General features: G+C 63.3%; 17 protein-coding genes, 1 tRNA gene and 2 pseudogenes. 7 read left to right on the forward strand and 13 right to left on the reverse strand.

Annotated elements, in window-relative coordinates; genetic code table 11:
* Positions 1-30: 30 nt before the first annotated feature.
* The gene (locus BUC08_RS02760) at positions 31-300 is read left to right on the forward strand and encodes a hypothetical protein (RefSeq protein WP_037920784.1); all 270 of its coding nucleotides are present in this window, start codon (positions 31-33) and stop codon (positions 298-300) included.
* Between the two features lie 10 nt (positions 301-310).
* On the opposite strand, the gene BUC08_RS02765 is transcribed toward BUC08_RS02760, so the two are convergent.
* From BUC08_RS02765 to BUC08_RS02800, 8 genes are all read right to left on the reverse strand, one after another.
* Entirely contained in the window at positions 311-1,387 is a 1,077-nt protein-coding gene (locus tag BUC08_RS02765; protein ID WP_037920782.1) for a 2'-deoxycytidine 5'-triphosphate deaminase, read from the reverse strand.
* Positions 1,388-1,449: 62 nt separating this feature from the next.
* Positions 1,450-1,526: transfer RNA gene (locus BUC08_RS02770), tRNA-Pro, on the reverse strand.
* Between the two features lie 63 nt (positions 1,527-1,589).
* The gene (locus BUC08_RS02775) at positions 1,590-2,912 is read right to left on the reverse strand and encodes a MerR family transcriptional regulator (protein ID WP_037920779.1); all 1,323 of its coding nucleotides are present in this window, start codon (positions 2,910-2,912) and stop codon (positions 1,590-1,592) included.
* Positions 2,913-2,916: 4 nt separating this feature from the next.
* A complete protein-coding gene (ihfA, locus tag BUC08_RS02780) occupies positions 2,917-3,219 on the reverse strand; it encodes an integration host factor subunit alpha (protein ID WP_037920777.1) in 303 nt (100 codons plus the stop codon).
* 109 nt (positions 3,220-3,328) lie between these two features.
* Entirely contained in the window at positions 3,329-4,300 is a 972-nt protein-coding gene (locus tag BUC08_RS02785) for a beta-ketoacyl-ACP synthase III (protein WP_037920775.1), read from the reverse strand.
* Entirely contained in the window at positions 4,297-5,388 is a 1,092-nt protein-coding gene (plsX, locus tag BUC08_RS02790; protein WP_073194109.1) for a phosphate acyltransferase PlsX, read from the reverse strand. Before plsX ends, BUC08_RS02785 begins: the two co-directional genes overlap by 4 nt.
* Positions 5,389-5,415: 27 nt before the next feature.
* Positions 5,416-5,622: a 50S ribosomal protein L32 gene (gene rpmF / locus BUC08_RS02795; RefSeq protein WP_028956368.1), complete on the reverse strand. Its 207-nt coding sequence runs from the start codon at positions 5,620-5,622 to the stop codon at positions 5,416-5,418.
* A 199-nt stretch (positions 5,623-5,821) separates the two neighbouring features.
* Entirely contained in the window at positions 5,822-6,376 is a 555-nt protein-coding gene (locus BUC08_RS02800) for a YceD family protein (RefSeq protein WP_037920773.1), read from the reverse strand.
* Between the two features lie 92 nt (positions 6,377-6,468).
* Here BUC08_RS02800 and BUC08_RS02805 point away from each other — a divergent pair, with 92 nt between their 5' ends.
* The 3 genes from BUC08_RS02805 to BUC08_RS02815 all read left to right on the forward strand — a co-directional run bounded on the left by BUC08_RS02805 (position 6,469) and on the right by BUC08_RS02815 (position 9,673).
* Positions 6,469-6,921, forward strand: coding sequence for an outer membrane protein assembly factor BamE (locus BUC08_RS02805; RefSeq protein ID WP_037920771.1), 453 nt, complete (start codon positions 6,469-6,471; stop codon positions 6,919-6,921).
* 35 nt (positions 6,922-6,956) lie between these two features.
* Entirely contained in the window at positions 6,957-7,679 is a 723-nt protein-coding gene (locus BUC08_RS02810) for a GNAT family N-acetyltransferase (RefSeq protein ID WP_037920769.1), read from the forward strand.
* A gap of 176 nt (positions 7,680-7,855) precedes the next feature.
* Positions 7,856-9,673: an ABC-F family ATP-binding cassette domain-containing protein gene (locus tag BUC08_RS02815; RefSeq protein ID WP_037922041.1), complete on the forward strand. Its 1,818-nt coding sequence runs from the start codon at positions 7,856-7,858 to the stop codon at positions 9,671-9,673.
* A gap of 5 nt (positions 9,674-9,678) precedes the next feature.
* Here BUC08_RS02815 and BUC08_RS25210 read toward each other — a convergent pair.
* The 3 genes and pseudogenes from BUC08_RS25210 to BUC08_RS24890 all read right to left on the reverse strand — a co-directional run.
* Positions 9,679-9,819 (reverse strand): annotated as a pseudogene (locus BUC08_RS25210) (DapH/DapD/GlmU-related protein); the annotation flags it as partial.
* A gap of 237 nt (positions 9,820-10,056) precedes the next feature.
* Positions 10,057-10,215, reverse strand: a pseudogene (locus BUC08_RS25215) (maltose acetyltransferase domain-containing protein); the annotation flags it as partial.
* A 30-nt stretch (positions 10,216-10,245) separates the two neighbouring features.
* On the reverse strand, positions 10,246-10,707 hold the full coding sequence (locus BUC08_RS24890; protein ID WP_327194686.1) for a GNAT family N-acetyltransferase: 462 nt from the start codon (positions 10,705-10,707) through the stop codon (positions 10,246-10,248).
* A gap of 398 nt (positions 10,708-11,105) precedes the next feature.
* Between BUC08_RS24890 and BUC08_RS25100 the strand changes: the two genes are divergently transcribed.
* Positions 11,106-11,237: a hypothetical protein gene (locus tag BUC08_RS25100; protein ID WP_263596505.1), complete on the forward strand. Its 132-nt coding sequence runs from the start codon at positions 11,106-11,108 to the stop codon at positions 11,235-11,237.
* Here the strand turns inward: BUC08_RS25100 and tyrS are convergent.
* On the reverse strand, positions 11,234-12,484 hold the full coding sequence (gene tyrS / locus BUC08_RS02830) for a tyrosine--tRNA ligase (RefSeq protein WP_037920764.1): 1,251 nt from the start codon (positions 12,482-12,484) through the stop codon (positions 11,234-11,236). The two genes, BUC08_RS25100 and tyrS, sit on opposite strands and share 4 nt — an antisense overlap.
* A 66-nt stretch (positions 12,485-12,550) precedes the next feature.
* Here tyrS and BUC08_RS02835 point away from each other — a divergent pair, with 66 nt between their 5' ends.
* Positions 12,551-13,657, forward strand: a complete 1,107-nt coding sequence (locus tag BUC08_RS02835) for an anhydro-N-acetylmuramic acid kinase (protein WP_037920763.1) — start codon at positions 12,551-12,553, stop codon at positions 13,655-13,657.
* Here the strand turns inward: BUC08_RS02835 and BUC08_RS02840 are convergent.
* Positions 13,654-14,076, reverse strand: coding sequence for a cupin domain-containing protein (locus BUC08_RS02840; protein ID WP_037920761.1), 423 nt, complete (start codon positions 14,074-14,076; stop codon positions 13,654-13,656). The genes BUC08_RS02835 and BUC08_RS02840 overlap by 4 nt on opposite strands.
* A 45-nt stretch (positions 14,077-14,121) precedes the next feature.
* Here BUC08_RS02840 and BUC08_RS02845 point away from each other — a divergent pair, with 45 nt between their 5' ends.
* Positions 14,122-15,207: an NAD(P)/FAD-dependent oxidoreductase gene (locus BUC08_RS02845; protein WP_037920759.1), complete on the forward strand. Its 1,086-nt coding sequence runs from the start codon at positions 14,122-14,124 to the stop codon at positions 15,205-15,207.
* The last annotated feature ends 25 nt before the right edge of the window (positions 15,208-15,232 follow it).

Here is a 15,232-nt window from a genome sequence, read left to right on the forward strand (position 1 = left end):
ATAAGGTGTTAAGCAGCAGGAGAGACGGCAATGAACGTCAATCAGATTATCAACATGATCATCAAGCTGGTCATGCGCAAAGCCATCAGCAAGGGCATTGATGCGGGCATCAAGGGGGCCAGCAACATGGGTGGCCGCCGCAAGCAGGGTGACGCCGAGGTGGATGAATACGGCCAGCCCACGGGGCAGGACGGACGCCCACGCCAGGGTGGCAATGGCCAAGGTAACGGCATCACTAAGCAGCAGGTCCGTCAGGCGCGGCAGGCGGCCCGCGTGGCAAAGCGCATGGGCAAGATGTAAGCTGTTGGGATCAGGGCGTTTTGAAGTGTTTTGACAGCTTCAGACCCTGACCCTGGTAGTTCGACGCAATGCCTGCACCGTAAAGCTGTGTGGGCACTTCGGCCATTTTCTCATAGACCAGACGGCCCACGATCTGCGCGTGCTCCAGCACGAAGGGCGCCTCGTGACAGCGCACTTCGAGCACGCCGCGCGACCCGGCACCGCCTGCGGCGTCGTGGCCAAAGCCGGGGTCGAAGAACCCCGCGTAATGCACGCGGAATTCACCGACCATTGCCAGATAGGGTGCCATTTCGGCGGCGCAATCGGGTGGGATGTGCACCGCCTCGCGGCTGACAAGGATATAGAACGCGCCGGGGTCCAGGATGATCTGGCCGGTGGCGCTGTGCACCTCTTCCCAATATTCGGCGGGGTCATAGTGGCCGATCTTGTCCAGATCGATCACACCTGTGTGCGGTTTGGCGCGGTAGCCGACCAGCGTGTTGTCAGCAGGGCGCAGATCGACGGAAAAGCCCAGGCCGTCGTCGATCACGGCATCGCCATCCACCAGCACCTGATCGGCGTGCAGGGCGCGCAGGGCGGCGTCGTCCAGCACCGCCTGACCGTCGCGGAACCGGATCTGGTTCAGGCGCATACCGGGGCGGACGAGGACAGAGAAAGAGCGCGGGCAGATCTCGGCGTACAGCGGTCCGGTGTAGCCCGGCGCGATGCGGTCGAATTCCGTGCCGCCGTCGGTGATCAGACGCGTCAGCAGGTCCAGACGGCCCGTGGAGGACTTTGCATTGGCCACGGCCTGTATGCCGTCGGGCAAAGCCAGTGATTCCATCAAGGGCACCACGTAAACCGCGCCCTTTTCCAGAACGGCACCGTTCGACAGGTCCACGCGGTGCATCTCGAATTCGCTCAGCCGGTCGGCGACCTTTGCGCCGTGCCCGGCAAGGAACGAAGCCCGCACGCGGTAGGCCACGGTGCCAAGGCGCAGGTCAAGGCTGGCGGGCTGTATCTGGGCGGGGATGATCGCGGGATCGCCCGACAGGGCACCCTGCGCAATCATCTGTTCAATCTGCTGGTTGGGAATCACGCCGGTCATAATATTCGCCCTTCAGATGCACAAACCGCCCGAACCCCATGCAGGGCCGGGCGGTGTGTTGTTGGTCGGGCTAGCAGGACTCGAACCTGCGACCTTCCGTCCCCCAGACGGACGCGCTACCAGGCTGCGCCATAGCCCGACTTGATGGGGTTCATACCCGATTTGACGGGTGCTGCAAGGGTAAATTGGCAAAGAGTCACTCTTAACTTCGCGGTTTGCGTGCCGAGGCCATCCGGTCGCGCAGGGCGGTCAGTTGGGCCAGCATAGGACGCAGGGTATTCTGGTGATCCGGGGCGATCTGCGTGGCACGGGCCAGGGCCGCCAGCAGGCCGGGCGTGGTTTCGATCTGGTCCTCGGCGGGAGGATCGGGGGCATCGACGACGCGCGGTTTTGGCGTGGGGGCAGGGGCCGGTTCAGAGGGTGCCGCATCGGGGTCGGATGCCATTTTCGACGTGCTGAGAAAGGCCGGTACGGCGCTTTCGGCCGGTTTGTCCGGTTCGGATGCGGTCGCAGGTGTGGGATCTGCGGGCGTCTCTTCCGCCTTTGCCGTTTCGGGGGCGTTGTCTGTCGGAGTGACGGCGGAGCTTTGGTCGTGCTGATCGGCGGTTGCACTCTCGTTCGGCTCGGCGGATGCGTCGACGGGGGGAGCGTCATCCTGTGCGACAGCGGGATGATCCTGCGGAGCCGGAGCGACGTCGGTTTCTGGCGCGGATTCTTCCGGCGCGGGCTGCGGATCGTAGGCGGGTGTGTCGTGCGCGGGTGTGTGGTCCGATTCGTTTTCCGCCACCGAATCAAAGCTTTGGCCGGGTTCGACGGTGGCTTCGACAGCCTCTTCGATCCCCTCAGGTTCCTGCGATGGGTCTTGCGTCTGTGCGATTTCGTCCGGTGTCACGGGCGGTGGGGCTGCGGTCAGCGGCTCGGGGGCTGTGTCCGACGGCTGTTCGTCGGCATCAGCCGCGGGCGCATCAGCCGCGGGCGTATCAGCTGCGGGTGGCTCCGCGATTTCTTCCGGCTCTGCGTCCGGCGTTTCATCATCTTGTACCTCGACGGCCGCGTCCGGTGGCATGGGCGGAGGCGCGGCGGCAGGTGGTTCGGGGATGTCTGCAGCAGGGGCCGCAACAGGCTCGGGCGTTGTGGGAAATTCGACCACCTCGCCGACCATCGGTTCAGGCTCGGGCGGGGGCGGATCGGAAAAGGGGGCGGCGGGGCGTTCTGGCGTGGCGGCCTCGAGCGCCTCCATTACATCGTCATCCAAAGGCCGCGACAGGTCGGACACATAGGCCATACCCTGTTCGCGCAAGATCTTCTGAACGCCTTTGATCGTCAGCCCGTCGTCGTGCAGCAGCTTGCGGATGCCGCCCAGCAGCAGCATGTCGGCCGGGCGGTAATAGCGACGCCCGCCTGCGCGTTTGACCGGTTTGACCTGTGAAAACTTGCTTTCCCAGAATCGCAGCACGTGCGCCTGTACGCCCAGCCAATCGGCCACTTCCGAAATTGTGCGGAACGCATCAGGCGACTTGGACATGAATTCAGGACTTGTTGCCGGAGGCGACGCGGTCTTTCATCAGGTGCGACGGGCGGAAGGTCAGAACGCGGCGGGGGTTGATCGGAACCTCTTCGCCGGTTTTGGGGTTGCGGCCCACGCGCGCCGATTTGCTGCGCACGGAAAAGGTGCCGAAGGACGAGATTTTCACCTGTTCGCCATTCACCAGCGCGTCGGACATATGCTCCAGAACGCTTTCTACCAATTGGGCGCTTTCATTCCGAGAAAGACCCACCTCGCGGAAAACGGCCTCGCTCAGGTCCATCCGCGTCAATGTCTTGTCAGCCATGTCGTCCCCCATGTTTTGACCAACAATAGGGGTGCGGGAATTTACGAGTCAATATCAATGACCTGATCCGCCGGAGTCTCAGGCGGATAATTGCAAGGATTCGAGGCGTTTACCAGCGCAGGACCACGGCACCCCATGCCAGACCGCCGCCGATGGCCTCGGTGACCAGAAGATCGCCCTGCTTGATCTGGCCGCGTTGCTTGCCCACGGAGAGGGCCAGCGGGATCGACGCGGCAGAGGTATTGCCATGATCCTGAACAGTGACGACCACGCGGTCCATCGAGATGTTCATTTTCTTGGCGGTGCCCTGAATGATGCGGATGTTGGCCTGGTGGGGCACGATCCAGTCGACATCTTCGGCGGTCACACCGGCGCGGTCCATCGCGGTTTGCGCGGTGGCGGCCAGTTTCTCGACAGCGTGGCGGAACACCTGGTTGCCCTGCATCCGCAGGTAACCGGTGGTGCCGGTGCTGGAGCCGCCATCGACGTAGAGCAGATCCTTGTGACGTCCGTCCGAGTTCAGGTCGGTTGCCAGGATGCCACGGTCGGCAGGGGTGCCTGTCCCTTCTTGCGCTTCCAGCAGCAGCGCGCCCGCACCGTCGCCGAACAGCACACAGGTGCCGCGGTCGGTCCAGTCCATGATGCGGCTGAAGGTTTCCGAGCCGATGACCAGCACACGCTTGGCCTGACCCGAGGCGATCAGCGCGTTGGCGTTGGCCAGCGCATAGACGAAACCGGCGCAGACCGCCTGGACGTCAAAGGCAAAGCCGGTCGTCATGCCCAGACCGGCCTGCACCATCGTGGCGCTGGACGGAAAGGTCAGGTCAGCGGTCGATGTGGCGACGATGATGGCGTCCACGTCCTGCGCTGTGCGACCTGCATCGGCCAGGGCGGCCGTTGCTGCGGCCACGGCCATCGACGATGTGCTGTCGCCTTCGCCCGCGAAATGGCGGTTCTCGATGCCGGAGCGTGCGCGAATCCATTCGTCAGAGGTGTCCAGCGTCTTTTCGAATTCGGCGTTCGGCACGACCCGTTCGGGCAAATAGTGGCCGACACCTGTGACCACGGCTCTGAGAGTCATGCGCTGTTTCCTTCTGTATTCTCTTCGTCTTGCGGCAGAACCGCTGCCACGCGCGCGGCCAGCTTGCTGTTGAAGCCCGACTGCGACAGTTGCGCGGCCAGCGTGATCGCGGCGGCCACGCCCAAAGCATCGGCGGACCCGTGGGATTTTACAACCGTGCCATTCAGGCCCAGGAAAACACCGCCATTTTTGCCACGCGGGTCGATCCGCTTTTGCAGGCGGCGCAGCGATGTCAGCGCCAAAAGCGAGGCGATGCGCGACAGGATCGTGTATTTGAACGCTTCTTTCAGCAGGTCGCCGATCAGCTTGGCGGTGCCTTCGCCCGTTTTGATCGCCACGTTGCCGGTAAAGCCGTCGGTCACGATCACATCGGCGATGTCGCCCTGGATGTCGCCACCTTCGACGAACCCAACATAGTCGAAATCGGCATTGCCCTGATAGTCGCGGATCAGTTCGTTCGCGTCTTTCAGTTCCTGACGGCCCTTGTGGTCTTCGGTGCCGACGTTCAGCAGGCCGACGCGGGGGCGGGGCAGGTTCATGCCGTTGCGCGCATAGGATGCGCCCATCAGTGCATAGCGCAGAAGGTCATCGGCATCGGCGCGGATATCGGCGCCAACGTCCAGCATCACATTGAACCCCTGCGGATTGCGCGAGGGCCACAGCACCGCAATCGCGGGCCGATTCACGCCGGGCAGCTTGCGCAGCCGGATCATCGACAGCGCCATCAGCGCGCCGGTGTTGCCACAGCTGACCGCCACATCCGCCTTGCCGTCGCGCACCGATTCGATGGCCGACCACATGGACGTATCCTTGCCGTGGCGCACGACCTGGCTGGGCTTGTCGTCCATCGTCACAACGCCGGTGGCATCGATGATGGTACAGCGACCTTCCAGGTTGCGGCGTTTGGCGACGAGGTCGGTCAGGGTCGCAACGGGTCCATGCAGGATGAACTGTGTCTTGCGGTCCTTCTTGGCGAACAGACTAAGCCCGGCAACAACGGCTGCCGGGCCCTGATCGCCACCCATGGCGTCAACAGACAGAATGGTGGACTTGGCCGCGAAGCTTTTCTGGTCTTTGGAGACCGTCATAATGCGTGCCTGTCCTGTATATCTGACTTAGGCTGCGTCTTCGTCCAGATCGATGTCATCGGTCAGCGCGACGATTTCCTGATCGTCATAGTGACCGCAGGACGCGCAAATGTGGTGCGGGCGTTTCAGCTCGCCACAGTTGGGGCATTCGTTGGGGTTCGCTGCCGTCAGCGAATCGTGGGCGCGGCGGTTGTTGCGACGCGATTTCGATACTTTGTTCTGTTGAACAGCCATGTGCTCGGCCTTTTTGTCTGTGCGGCCCTGCGCAGTGCAGGGGGTGTCGGTTACGTTGGTGCATGCAGCGTTTGGCAGCGTTTAGAATGCGACGCTTGTCATGTCCAACCCTAAATTCCAAGAGGGCGGCAAAATACTGTGAATTCACCCGTGCGCAAGCCGATTCTTTACCGGTTCCATTGCACGGTTCTCAGTGGCCTTATTCAGTGTCGTCGTCAAGCTGACCGCGCAGGGCTGCCAGACCCGCAAAGGGGCGTGCGTCTTCGTCGGTCATCGGCTTCAGGCCGTCCTCGGTGAACACGGTCTGTTCCAGTTCCGCATCAGGCACGCGCGGGTAAAGCGGCAGGTTCAGGCTCAGCGCCTCGACCATGACCGCGGCGGGGTCGATCCATGCGCCCAGCGGCTCGGTGCGGTCGTCTTCGTCCATCTCGACTTCGACTTCGCCGTCGGGTGTGGTGAAGCTGTGCTGGAAAATACGCTCGACCGGGGCATCGATGCGGGTGGTGACGGGGTCAAGCGTGACGACGCAAGGCTGGACCACGGTCGCGCCAAGCTTGCCGGTCAGCTTCCAGTCGGCGCGGCCCATCGCCTCGATCTGGCCCTCAAAGCGCAGTTTGCGGAGCCCGGCCAGGCCCAGTTCGGCGGCAATCTCCTGCATCTGCTGTGCATTGGGCAACAGCGCAAAAGGCTTGGGCGCGTTCTGCGGCAGGCTGGACACGCGCAAGGCGGTCGGGGATGGTGGTGTCGCGGACATACGATGAAGTCGCTTTCGTTTCTTGAACCGGAGGCATTCATTTAGTAAGCCTGACGCAAAGCCGCAACCACAAGGCCACAGAAGGGCAGACAATGGGAACACGTTCCATCATTCGCATCACGGGCATTGGCCTGTTGTGCCTGACCTTGGGGGCCTGCGCGCCAAGCTACCGCAATCACGGCTATATGCCGCCCGAGGACGAATTGAACCAGATCGTTGTCGGCGTCGACACCCGTGCCAGCGTCGAGGAAACCGTCGGACCTCCGGGGGCCAGCGGTGTCGTGAACGGCGGCGGGTATTATTACGTGCGCAGCCGCATGCGGACCTTCGCCTTCCGCGCGCCTGACGAGATTGACCGCCAGGTGCTGGCGATCAGCTTTGACAGCGCGGGCGTGGTCAGCAACATCGAAACCTTTGGCCTTGAAAAAGGTCAGGTCGTGCCGCTGACGCGCCGTGTCAGCGACAGCGCCGTCAGCAACAAGACATTCCTGCGGCAGCTGCTGGGCAATATCGGGCGCATTGGCCCGTCCGGATTGGGCGGCTGACCCGTGGCAGGCCGCCACGACAGGTGGAGGCTTGCATGATTTCATTGCAACGGGGCCGTTATTCCGCCAGCGCCGCAACCGGACCCGAGCCGGTTGCGCAGGCCCAGGCACTGCGCGCGCTGTGCTTTGGCAAGGATGCGGATGCAGACGACTTTGACGCGCTGTGCACCCATATCCTGATCCATGCGGTCGACACCGGCCAGTTGGTCGCCTGTTTTCGCATGTTGCCGCTGACGGGTTCGGAGATATCGCGCAGCTATTCGGCGCAGTATTACGAGCTGAGCGGGCTTGCGTCTTTCGAGGGCAAGATGGTCGAGATGGGGCGATTTTGCGTGCATCCCGATTGCCATGATCCCGACATCCTGCGCGTGGCCTGGGGCGCGATGACAGCCTATGTGGACCGCGAAGGCGTCGAGATGCTGTTTGGCTGTTCGTCCTTTGCGGGCACTGAAACGGCCGAGTACCTGGATGCCTTTGCCGTGCTCAAAGCCCGCCATCTGGCCCCGAAACGCTGGTTGCCGCAAATCAAGGCGCCGGATGTGTTCCGCTTTGCCGCCAAGCTGCGGCGCAAGCCGGACCTGAAAAAGGCGATGCTGCGGATGCCGCCTTTGTTGAAGACTTATCTGTTGATGGGCGGCTGGGTCAGCGATCACGCGGTGGTGGACCGGCAGATGAACACGCTGCATGTGTTCACCGGCGTTGAGATCGGGGCGATTCCCCCCGCGCGCAAGAAACTGCTGCGGGCGGTGGCGGGGTAGGACGGGCCTACGAAATACAAGGCTGAGGGGCCAGACCCCAGTTTGATAAGTCCGAGGGGCCAGTCCCTCGGGCTCCCCGGAGTTTATCTGGCAAGATGAAGGGGCGAGAGCAGTTATTTTGTGTGCCATGCGCGCTGCCCGTTGACCGCGACACGGGCTGCACATAGATGGCTGCCATGGCACGTATACCCCTTTTGCAACTGAATGAAATTTCTCTGACCTTCGGAGGCGATCCGGTGTTCGAGAACCTGTCGATGATCGTCCAGCCGGGCGACCGTCTGGCGCTGGTCGGGCGCAACGGCTCGGGCAAGTCGACCTTGATGAAGGTTGCCGGCGGTCTGGTCGAGCCCGACAAGGGTGAGGTCATCGCAGGACCTGGCGTGACGGTTGGCTATATGGAGCAGGACCCGGACCTGTCGGGCTATGCCACATTGGGCGATTTCGCATCTGCCACGTTGCACGAGGGCGAGTTGTACAAGGTGGAACGCGCAGGCGAGGGGTTGAAGTTTGACCCGGCACGCGCGGTCGAAACCGCATCGGGCGGGGAACGCCGGCGCGCGGCGCTGGCACGGTTGATGGCGGAAGAGCCGGAGCTGATGCTGCTGGACGAGCCAACCAACCACCTGGACATCGAGGCGATCGGCTGGCTGGAAAACGAGCTGAAGCAGACCCGTGCCGGGTTCATGATCATCAGCCACGACCGTGCGTTCCTGCGTGCGTTGACACGGGCGACGATGTGGATTGACCGCGGCGTTGTGCGCCGTCAGGAGAAGGGCTTTGAGCACTTCGAGGAATGGCGCGACAAGGTCTGGGAAGACGAGGACATGCAGCGCCACAAGCTGAACCGCAAGATCAAGGCCGAGGCCCGTTGGGCGGTCGAAGGCATCAGCGCGCGGCGCAAGCGCAACCAGGGCCGCGTGCGTGCCCTGGGCGAATTGCGCGCCGAGCGGGCGTCGCAGATCAACCGGCAGGGTGCCGCCGCGATGGCGCTGGATGCGGGCACCAAATCGGGCCGCAAGGTGATCGAAGCGGAAGGCATTACAAAGGTTTACGGGGACAAGGTGATCCTGAATCCCTTTGACATCACCGTCATGCGTGGCGACCGGATTGCGCTGGTCGGCCCCAACGGCGTGGGCAAAACCACGCTGTTGAACATGATGATCGGCAAGGAAACACCGGACAGCGGCACGATCAAGCTGGGCACCAATCTGGAGATCGCGCTGTTCGATCAGGCGCGCGCGCAACTGGACCCGGATATGAGCCTTTGGGATTCGCTGACCGGCGACCCCGACATGCGCGTCAGCGGCAAGGCCGATCAGGTCATGGTGCGCGGTGCGCCGAAACACGTAATCGGCTATCTCAAGGAATTCCTGTTCGACGAAGCACAGGCGCGCGCGCCGGTCCGCTCGTTGTCGGGTGGGGAAAAGGCGCGGCTGCTGCTGGCCAAGATCATGGCCAAGCCCAGCAACATGCTGGTGCTGGACGAACCGACCAACGATCTGGACGTGGAAACGCTGGACCTGTTGCAGGATTTGCTGGGCCAATACGATGGCACCGTGCTGTTGGTCAGCCACGACCGCGACTTTCTGGACCGCGTGGCGGTGACCACCATCGCGCTGGAAGGCAAGGGCAAGGCAACCGTCTATGCGGGCGGCTGGTCGGATTACATGGCGCAGCGCGATCAGGATGATTTCGCAGGCAGCGTGGTGAAATCCAAGCAGACGGTCGCGCGCGAGACGGCCGCGGCGGCCGCGCCTGCCAAGGCGTCGGGTCTGAGTTTCACCGAAAAACACCGGCTTGAGGCATTGCCCAAGGAAATCGCGCGGCTTGAGGCCGAGATTGCCAAGCTGGAAGAGCTGATGAGCGACCCCGAGCTGTTCACCCGCGAGCCGGTCAAGTTCCAGAAGGCCACCGAGGCCTTGGTTGCGCGGCACGAAAAGCTGCAGGAAGCCGAGGAAGAGTGGCTTTTGCTGGAAGAAAAAGCGGACGCTTAACGCGGTCTGGCCGGATTTCCGGTCACGACCGCACCCGGTGCCACGTCGCGGGTGACCACGCTGCCCGCGCCGACGATGGCGCCGTCGCCGATGGTGACACCGGGCAGGATCAGCGCCGCCGCACCGATCCAGACATCTGAACCGATGGTGACGGGCAGGGCGCGTTCCAGCCCCTTGCGCCGTTGTTGCGGGTCGCGGTGGTGGTCGGCGCACAGGATCTGGGTCTTGGGTCCGATCAGCGTGTGATCGCCGATTGTCACCTGCGCACTGTCCAGAATCACGCAGCCTGCGTTCAGATAGACAAAATTCCCCAGCCGCGTATTGCAGCCGTAGGCGCAATGAAATTGCCCTTCGATCATGCAATCCTGTCCGTGGTCGGCAAAGAGGCCGCGCAGCGGTGCGCTTAACCCGCGCCGTTCAATCGCAGGCAGCGCGTTGTGGGCATCACAAGCCTGCGCCGCGGTGTTGCGCAGGGATTCCAGTTCGGCATCAAGACAACTGTACCAGTCGCCGGCCGCCATTTTTTCGCGTTCTGTAAGCATCGGCGCATTTGAACGCTGCCCACGGACAGGTCAAGGGATCATCGCCTTGCGGTCCAGCCACGTCAGCCTGCGCAAGGGCCGCAACGGGGGCCAGTGCACCCACGTGCCGCCCAGGGGCACGACATCCGCGCCGGTGCCCAGTTTGAAACGGGCCAGACCGGCGTTCCGCTGGGTTTCAACCAGCCCGAGGTCCAGCCATTGGTGACCGTGGCCCGCGCACCAGCACATCGCGGTCCACATCAGCAGCGTGTGCGCCGATGCGGCGCGTCCGGCGGTCGTGGTGTGGCCGATGTGATAGGTGGCAGTGGTGCCATGGCGCAGGATCAGCAGGGCGGCGACCGGATCGGCACCCTGAAACGCCTCGAACAGGATCGCGGCGCGCGCTGTTGTGCGGTGTCCGCCTGCAACAGCCAGTGGTCGCTGCGCCATGGCAGCGGATGATGCCGCACCTGTAGTCCAGCCTTTTCCCCATGTTTCAAACGGTTGCGCCATTTTTGATGCAGCTTGGCGCGCATCGCCGTGTTGTCGGGTTGCAGGGCCAGGAGCGCCTGGCGCGCGGGGCTGACCAGCGGCAACGCGCCCTGTTCCGACAGGTCATTGGGCCGCGCCGGCGACATCAACAGCGGCGCGCGGGTGATCTCGCGGGCCAGTGACAGCGTCAGGGCCGGATCGGAGAGCGTAGCCCGCGGCAGCATCGCGACAGGCAGGCCCGCAACCTTGCGGCGCAGCATCAGCGTGCCGCAGGACAGGCGCATGGGACGTTGCCCGCAGGCCCGCAAGGCTGCCTCGAAAGCGGCGGATTGCATCAGGGGAGTGGGGCACAGGGGCGGAGCACAATCAAACATGCCGCCATTAACCGGATGGAAACTTAACGCGGGATTAATGAGGTCATGAAGAAATCAGTCTACGGCGTCACTGCCACCGCCCCGCGTATGACAAGAACCGCCGCCATTTTACTGGCGACGGGTTTGTCGATCCCGACTTTTGCGATTTTAACCCTGGTGGAGGCGCTTTTGTTCTAGCCCAGTTGCACCAGGGCGTGCCGTTTCTTGCCCGCGCTCAGCTTGATCGGGGAGGACAGTGCGCCCGCGTCGATCATCAGGCCCGCATCGGTCAACGGCGCGTCGTCCAGGCGCGCACCGTTTTCGGCAATCAGGCGCTTGGCCTCTTTGCCCGAACCGGCCAACCCCGATTTGACGATCAGTTGCACGATGGAGATGCCATCGCCCAGCTCTGCGCGCGTCAGGGTCAGGGTGGGCAGGTCATCGCCCACGCCGCCCTTTTCAAACACTTCGCGGGCAGTTTCAGCGGCAGCCTTGGCGGCGTCGGCCCCGTGCAGCAGCGTGGTGACCTCGTTGGCAAGCAACGCCTTGGCGGCGTTGATCTCGGCCCCTTGCAGCGCGCCCAGACGGTCGCATTCTTCCACGGGCAGTTCGGTGTAGAGCTTCAGGAACCGGCCCACGTCGGCATCGGTCGTGTTGCGCCAGAACTGCCAGAATTCATAAGGTGACAGCATATCGCTGTTCAACCAGACGGCACCGCCTGCGGATTTGCCCATTTTCTTGCCGTCGCTGGTGCTGAGCAATGGCGATGTCAGCCCGAAAACCTCGCCATCAATGACGCGGCGGGTCAGGTCGATGCCGTTGACGATATTGCCCCACTGGTCGCTGCCGCCCATCTGCAACGAACAGCCGTAGCGGCGGTGAAGTTCCATGAAATCATAGGCTTGCAGGATCATGTAGTTGAATTCAAGGAACGACAAAGACTGTTCGCGGTCCAGCCGCGATTTGACGCTTTCGAAGGACAGCATCCGGTTGATCGAGAAATGCCGCCCGATATCGCGGAGGAATTCAAGATAGTTCAGGTTGTCCAGCCATTCGGCGTTGTTCAGCATAAGCGCATCGGTTTCGGTGTCACCGTAGGACAGGTAGCGCGCGAACACCTGACGGATGCCTTCGATGTTGTCGGAAATCGCCTGTTCATCCAGCAGAGGACGCTCGTCCGAGCGGAACGACGGATCGCCGACCTTGGTCGTGCCGCCGCCCATCAGGGTGATCGGTTTGCCGCCACATTTTTGCAACCAGCGCAACATCATGATATTGACCAGATGCCCGACGTGCAGCGATTTTGCCGTCGCGTCATAGCCCACATAGGCCGGCACAATCCCTTTCATCAGGGCGTCATCCAGCCCTTGATAGTCGGTGCAGTCGGCGACAAAGCCGCGTTGTTGCATGACATTGAGAAATTCGGAACGGGGTTTGTACGACATGTGACTTGTCCTATGACATCTGTGCGGGGCACTCTATAGGGGCCTAAAGGGCAAAGGAAAAGACCGATGAACAAGGTCAGGCAGGCAGGCGTACCAATAAGGGCATTGGGCGCGATGAGCGGGACGTCTCTGGACGGGGTCGATGCGGCGGTGGTCGAGACGGATGGCGTCACGATCACAGGCTTTGGCGAGAGCGGGTACAGGCCCTATTCGGACGATGAACAACGGGTCATCGCGGCGGCCCTGGGCCGTTGGGACGGGGCTGAGGTCGAGGCCGCGACCGAAGTGATTCAAGTGGCCCATGCCGAAGCCCTGGCAGAGTATCGTGACGTCGATCTGGTCGGTTTTCACGGGCAGACGCTGGCCCATGCGCCGCGCACACGCGGGACGTTGCAGGTGGGCGACGGGGGCGCGCTGGCAAAAAGCCTTGGCGTGCCTGTGGTCTGGGATTTCCGCAGCGCCGACGTGGAAATGGGCGGAGAGGGGGCACCGTTGGCGCCGTTTTTTCATTTCGCTTGCGCCAAATACCTGAACCGCGACGCGCCTGTGGCATTCCTGAACCTGGGTGGCGTGGGCAACATCAGCTTTGTCGATCCGCGGTTTGACACGCCGGATGCGCCGGGGGCCTTGCTGGCCTTTGATACCGGGCCTGCGAACGCACCGCTGAACGATCTGATGATGGCGCGGCTGGGCAAAAGCTATGATCGGGACGGCAAGGTCGCGCGCAGGGGCGATGTGGCGACAGGTGCGCTTGAGCTGTTTCTGGCTGAACCCTATTTTGCGCGCATCCCGCCCAAGTCTTTGGATCGAAATGATTTCTCGGAAATGATCGCGCTTGTGGGAGAGCTGTCCGATGCCGATGCCGCCGCCACGCTGACCGCCATGGCCGCGGCCGGTGTGGCCGAGGCGATGCAGCATTGCCCCGAACCGCCCAGCGAGGTTCTGGTGACAGGCGGCGGGCGCAAGAACCCGGTGCTGATGCAGATGCTGGCGGTGTCGCTGGATTGCCCGGTGCGCCCCGTCGAAGACGTGGGGCTGGACGGGGATATGTTGGAAGCGCAGGCATTCGCCTATCTCGCGGTGCGTGTGGCGCGGCGTTTGCCGACATCCTGCCCCGGCACGACGGGCGTGCGGGCGGCGGTGGCAGGCGGAACGCTCAGCTTTCCCGGTTAAACTGCGTCCGGAATGTCGAAATTCGGCGGTGCCAGCGTGAACCCCTCGAACCGGAAACCCGGTGACACCGTGCAAGACACCAGTGTGTGGCTGCCGGTGCTGCGCGCCGATTGCCAGTGATCCCGTGGCACGATGACCTGCGGTGCGCCGACACTCAGGTCGGGGGTCAGCAGATGGGTCACGGCAGGGCCTGCATCCGTGGCCGACAGGCGCAGTTCCAGAGGCGCGCCCGCGTGATAGAGCCAGATTTCAGTGGCATCCACCCGGTGCCAATGGCTGCGCTCGCCCGCTTGCAGCAGGAAATAAATGCAGGTGCCGCTGGGCCGTCCCTCGCCATCCGCCACCCAGGTCTGACGGTAATGGCCGCCCTCGGGGTGGGGTGCCAGGTTCAGGTGGGCGATGATCTCTTGCGGTGTCATGGCAAGAGTTTAGGGTGTGGTGCGAACAGGGCCAAGAGGTGATCAATGAAAGTTGTCGTTGTCGGAGCAGGGATTATCGGTGCCTCTGTGGCCTATCAACTGGCCAAAGCCGGCGCGCAGGTCACGGTGATCGACGGCGCAGGCGTGGCTGCGGGCGCGACGGGGCGGTCCTTTGGCTGGATCAACGCCAGTTTTCACGCCGATGCGGCGCATTTCCGGCTGAGGGCGGAAAGCATGGCCGCCTATCACCGGTTGATCGAACAGATGGACCTGACACCCGTGCGCTGGACCGGCTGTTTGTGCTGGGATGCGCAGGACACCGCGCTGGAGACACAGGCGGCGGAACTGGACGCCCTGGGCTATGAGGTCGACATCATCGACCGCGCGGATTTCGCTGCGCGCGAGCCGCATGTGGCCAACCCGCCAGAGCAGGCCCTGGCCTTTGATGCGGAAGGCGTGGCCGAGACCGCGCCGATGGCGCAGACGCTGATGAATGCGGCGACCGCGTTGGGGGCGCAGGTTGTGCTGGGTGTGACGGTGCATGGCATCGAGACGCGCGCAGACACCGTCACCGGGCTGCGGATCGAGCAGGGGGTGATTCCTGCCGACCGCGTGGTGATCTGCGGCGGCACCGGCAGCCCTGCGGTGCTGGGCAGCGTCGGTGTGGCCCTGCCGATGCTCGAACGTCCCGGCCTGCTGTTGCGCAGCGTCCCCGTGGCACCGGTGCTGAGCCATGTCATGGTCGCACCGGATCAGGAGTTCCGTCAGGATGCCACGGGCCGTATCATCGCGCCGACCTCGGCCAGCCATCAATCCGACGACCTGGAGCAGGTGTCGGAACGCCCTGACGTGCTGGCAGAGGCCACCATGGCCCGGCTTCAGGCGCTGTTGCCCGAGGTGGCCTTGCGCTGGGAACAGGTGACCCAGGCGATGCGCCCTGTGCCGCAGGACGGGTTGCCGGTGATGGGGCCGTGCGGGCCTGCGGGGCTGCATGTGGCGGTGATGCATTCGGGAATCACGTTGGCACCCGTGGCCGGTGAACTGGTGGCTGCGGGCGTGCTGGATCAACCGCTGAGCAATCACCAAAGGGATCTGATCGCGCCCTACGCGCCGCAACGGTTTCAAAGTTGAAATGATGCGAAGAGGTTGAGCACCG

The sequence above is a fragment of the Pseudosulfitobacter pseudonitzschiae genome, from assembly GCF_900129395.1.
In the GTDB taxonomy this organism is placed as follows: domain Bacteria; phylum Pseudomonadota; class Alphaproteobacteria; order Rhodobacterales; family Rhodobacteraceae; genus Pseudosulfitobacter; species Pseudosulfitobacter pseudonitzschiae.

Excerpts from the sequence above, each read along its gene's own strand:
- BUC08_RS02760 (WP_037920784.1), top strand. The coding sequence starts at position 31 with ATGAACGTCAATCAGATTATCAACATGATCATCAAGCTGGTCATGCGC.
- BUC08_RS02765 (WP_037920782.1), bottom strand. The coding sequence starts at position 1,387 with ATGACCGGCGTGATTCCCAACCAGCAGATTGAACAGATGATTGCGCAG.
- BUC08_RS02775 (WP_037920779.1), bottom strand. The coding sequence starts at position 2,912 with ATGTCCAAGTCGCCTGATGCGTTCCGCACAATTTCGGAAGTGGCCGAT.
- ihfA (WP_037920777.1), bottom strand. The coding sequence starts at position 3,219 with ATGGCTGACAAGACATTGACGCGGATGGACCTGAGCGAGGCCGTTTTC.
- BUC08_RS02785 (WP_037920775.1), bottom strand. The coding sequence starts at position 4,300 with ATGACTCTCAGAGCCGTGGTCACAGGTGTCGGCCACTATTTGCCCGAA.
- plsX (WP_073194109.1), bottom strand. The coding sequence starts at position 5,388 with ATGACGGTCTCCAAAGACCAGAAAAGCTTCGCGGCCAAGTCCACCATT.
- rpmF (WP_028956368.1), bottom strand. The coding sequence starts at position 5,622 with ATGGCTGTTCAACAGAACAAAGTATCGAAATCGCGTCGCAACAACCGC.
- BUC08_RS02800 (WP_037920773.1), bottom strand. The coding sequence starts at position 6,376 with ATGTCCGCGACACCACCATCCCCGACCGCCTTGCGCGTGTCCAGCCTG.
- BUC08_RS02805 (WP_037920771.1), top strand. The coding sequence starts at position 6,469 with ATGGGAACACGTTCCATCATTCGCATCACGGGCATTGGCCTGTTGTGC.
- BUC08_RS02810 (WP_037920769.1), top strand. The coding sequence starts at position 6,957 with ATGATTTCATTGCAACGGGGCCGTTATTCCGCCAGCGCCGCAACCGGA.
- BUC08_RS02815 (WP_037922041.1), top strand. The coding sequence starts at position 7,856 with ATGGCACGTATACCCCTTTTGCAACTGAATGAAATTTCTCTGACCTTC.
- BUC08_RS24890 (WP_327194686.1), bottom strand. The coding sequence starts at position 10,707 with ATGGCGCAACCGTTTGAAACATGGGGAAAAGGCTGGACTACAGGTGCG.
- BUC08_RS25100 (WP_263596505.1), top strand. The coding sequence starts at position 11,106 with ATGAAGAAATCAGTCTACGGCGTCACTGCCACCGCCCCGCGTATGACA.
- tyrS (WP_037920764.1), bottom strand. The coding sequence starts at position 12,484 with ATGTCGTACAAACCCCGTTCCGAATTTCTCAATGTCATGCAACAACGC.
- BUC08_RS02835 (WP_037920763.1), top strand. The coding sequence starts at position 12,551 with ATGAACAAGGTCAGGCAGGCAGGCGTACCAATAAGGGCATTGGGCGCG.
- BUC08_RS02840 (WP_037920761.1), bottom strand. The coding sequence starts at position 14,076 with ATGACACCGCAAGAGATCATCGCCCACCTGAACCTGGCACCCCACCCC.
- BUC08_RS02845 (WP_037920759.1), top strand. The coding sequence starts at position 14,122 with ATGAAAGTTGTCGTTGTCGGAGCAGGGATTATCGGTGCCTCTGTGGCC.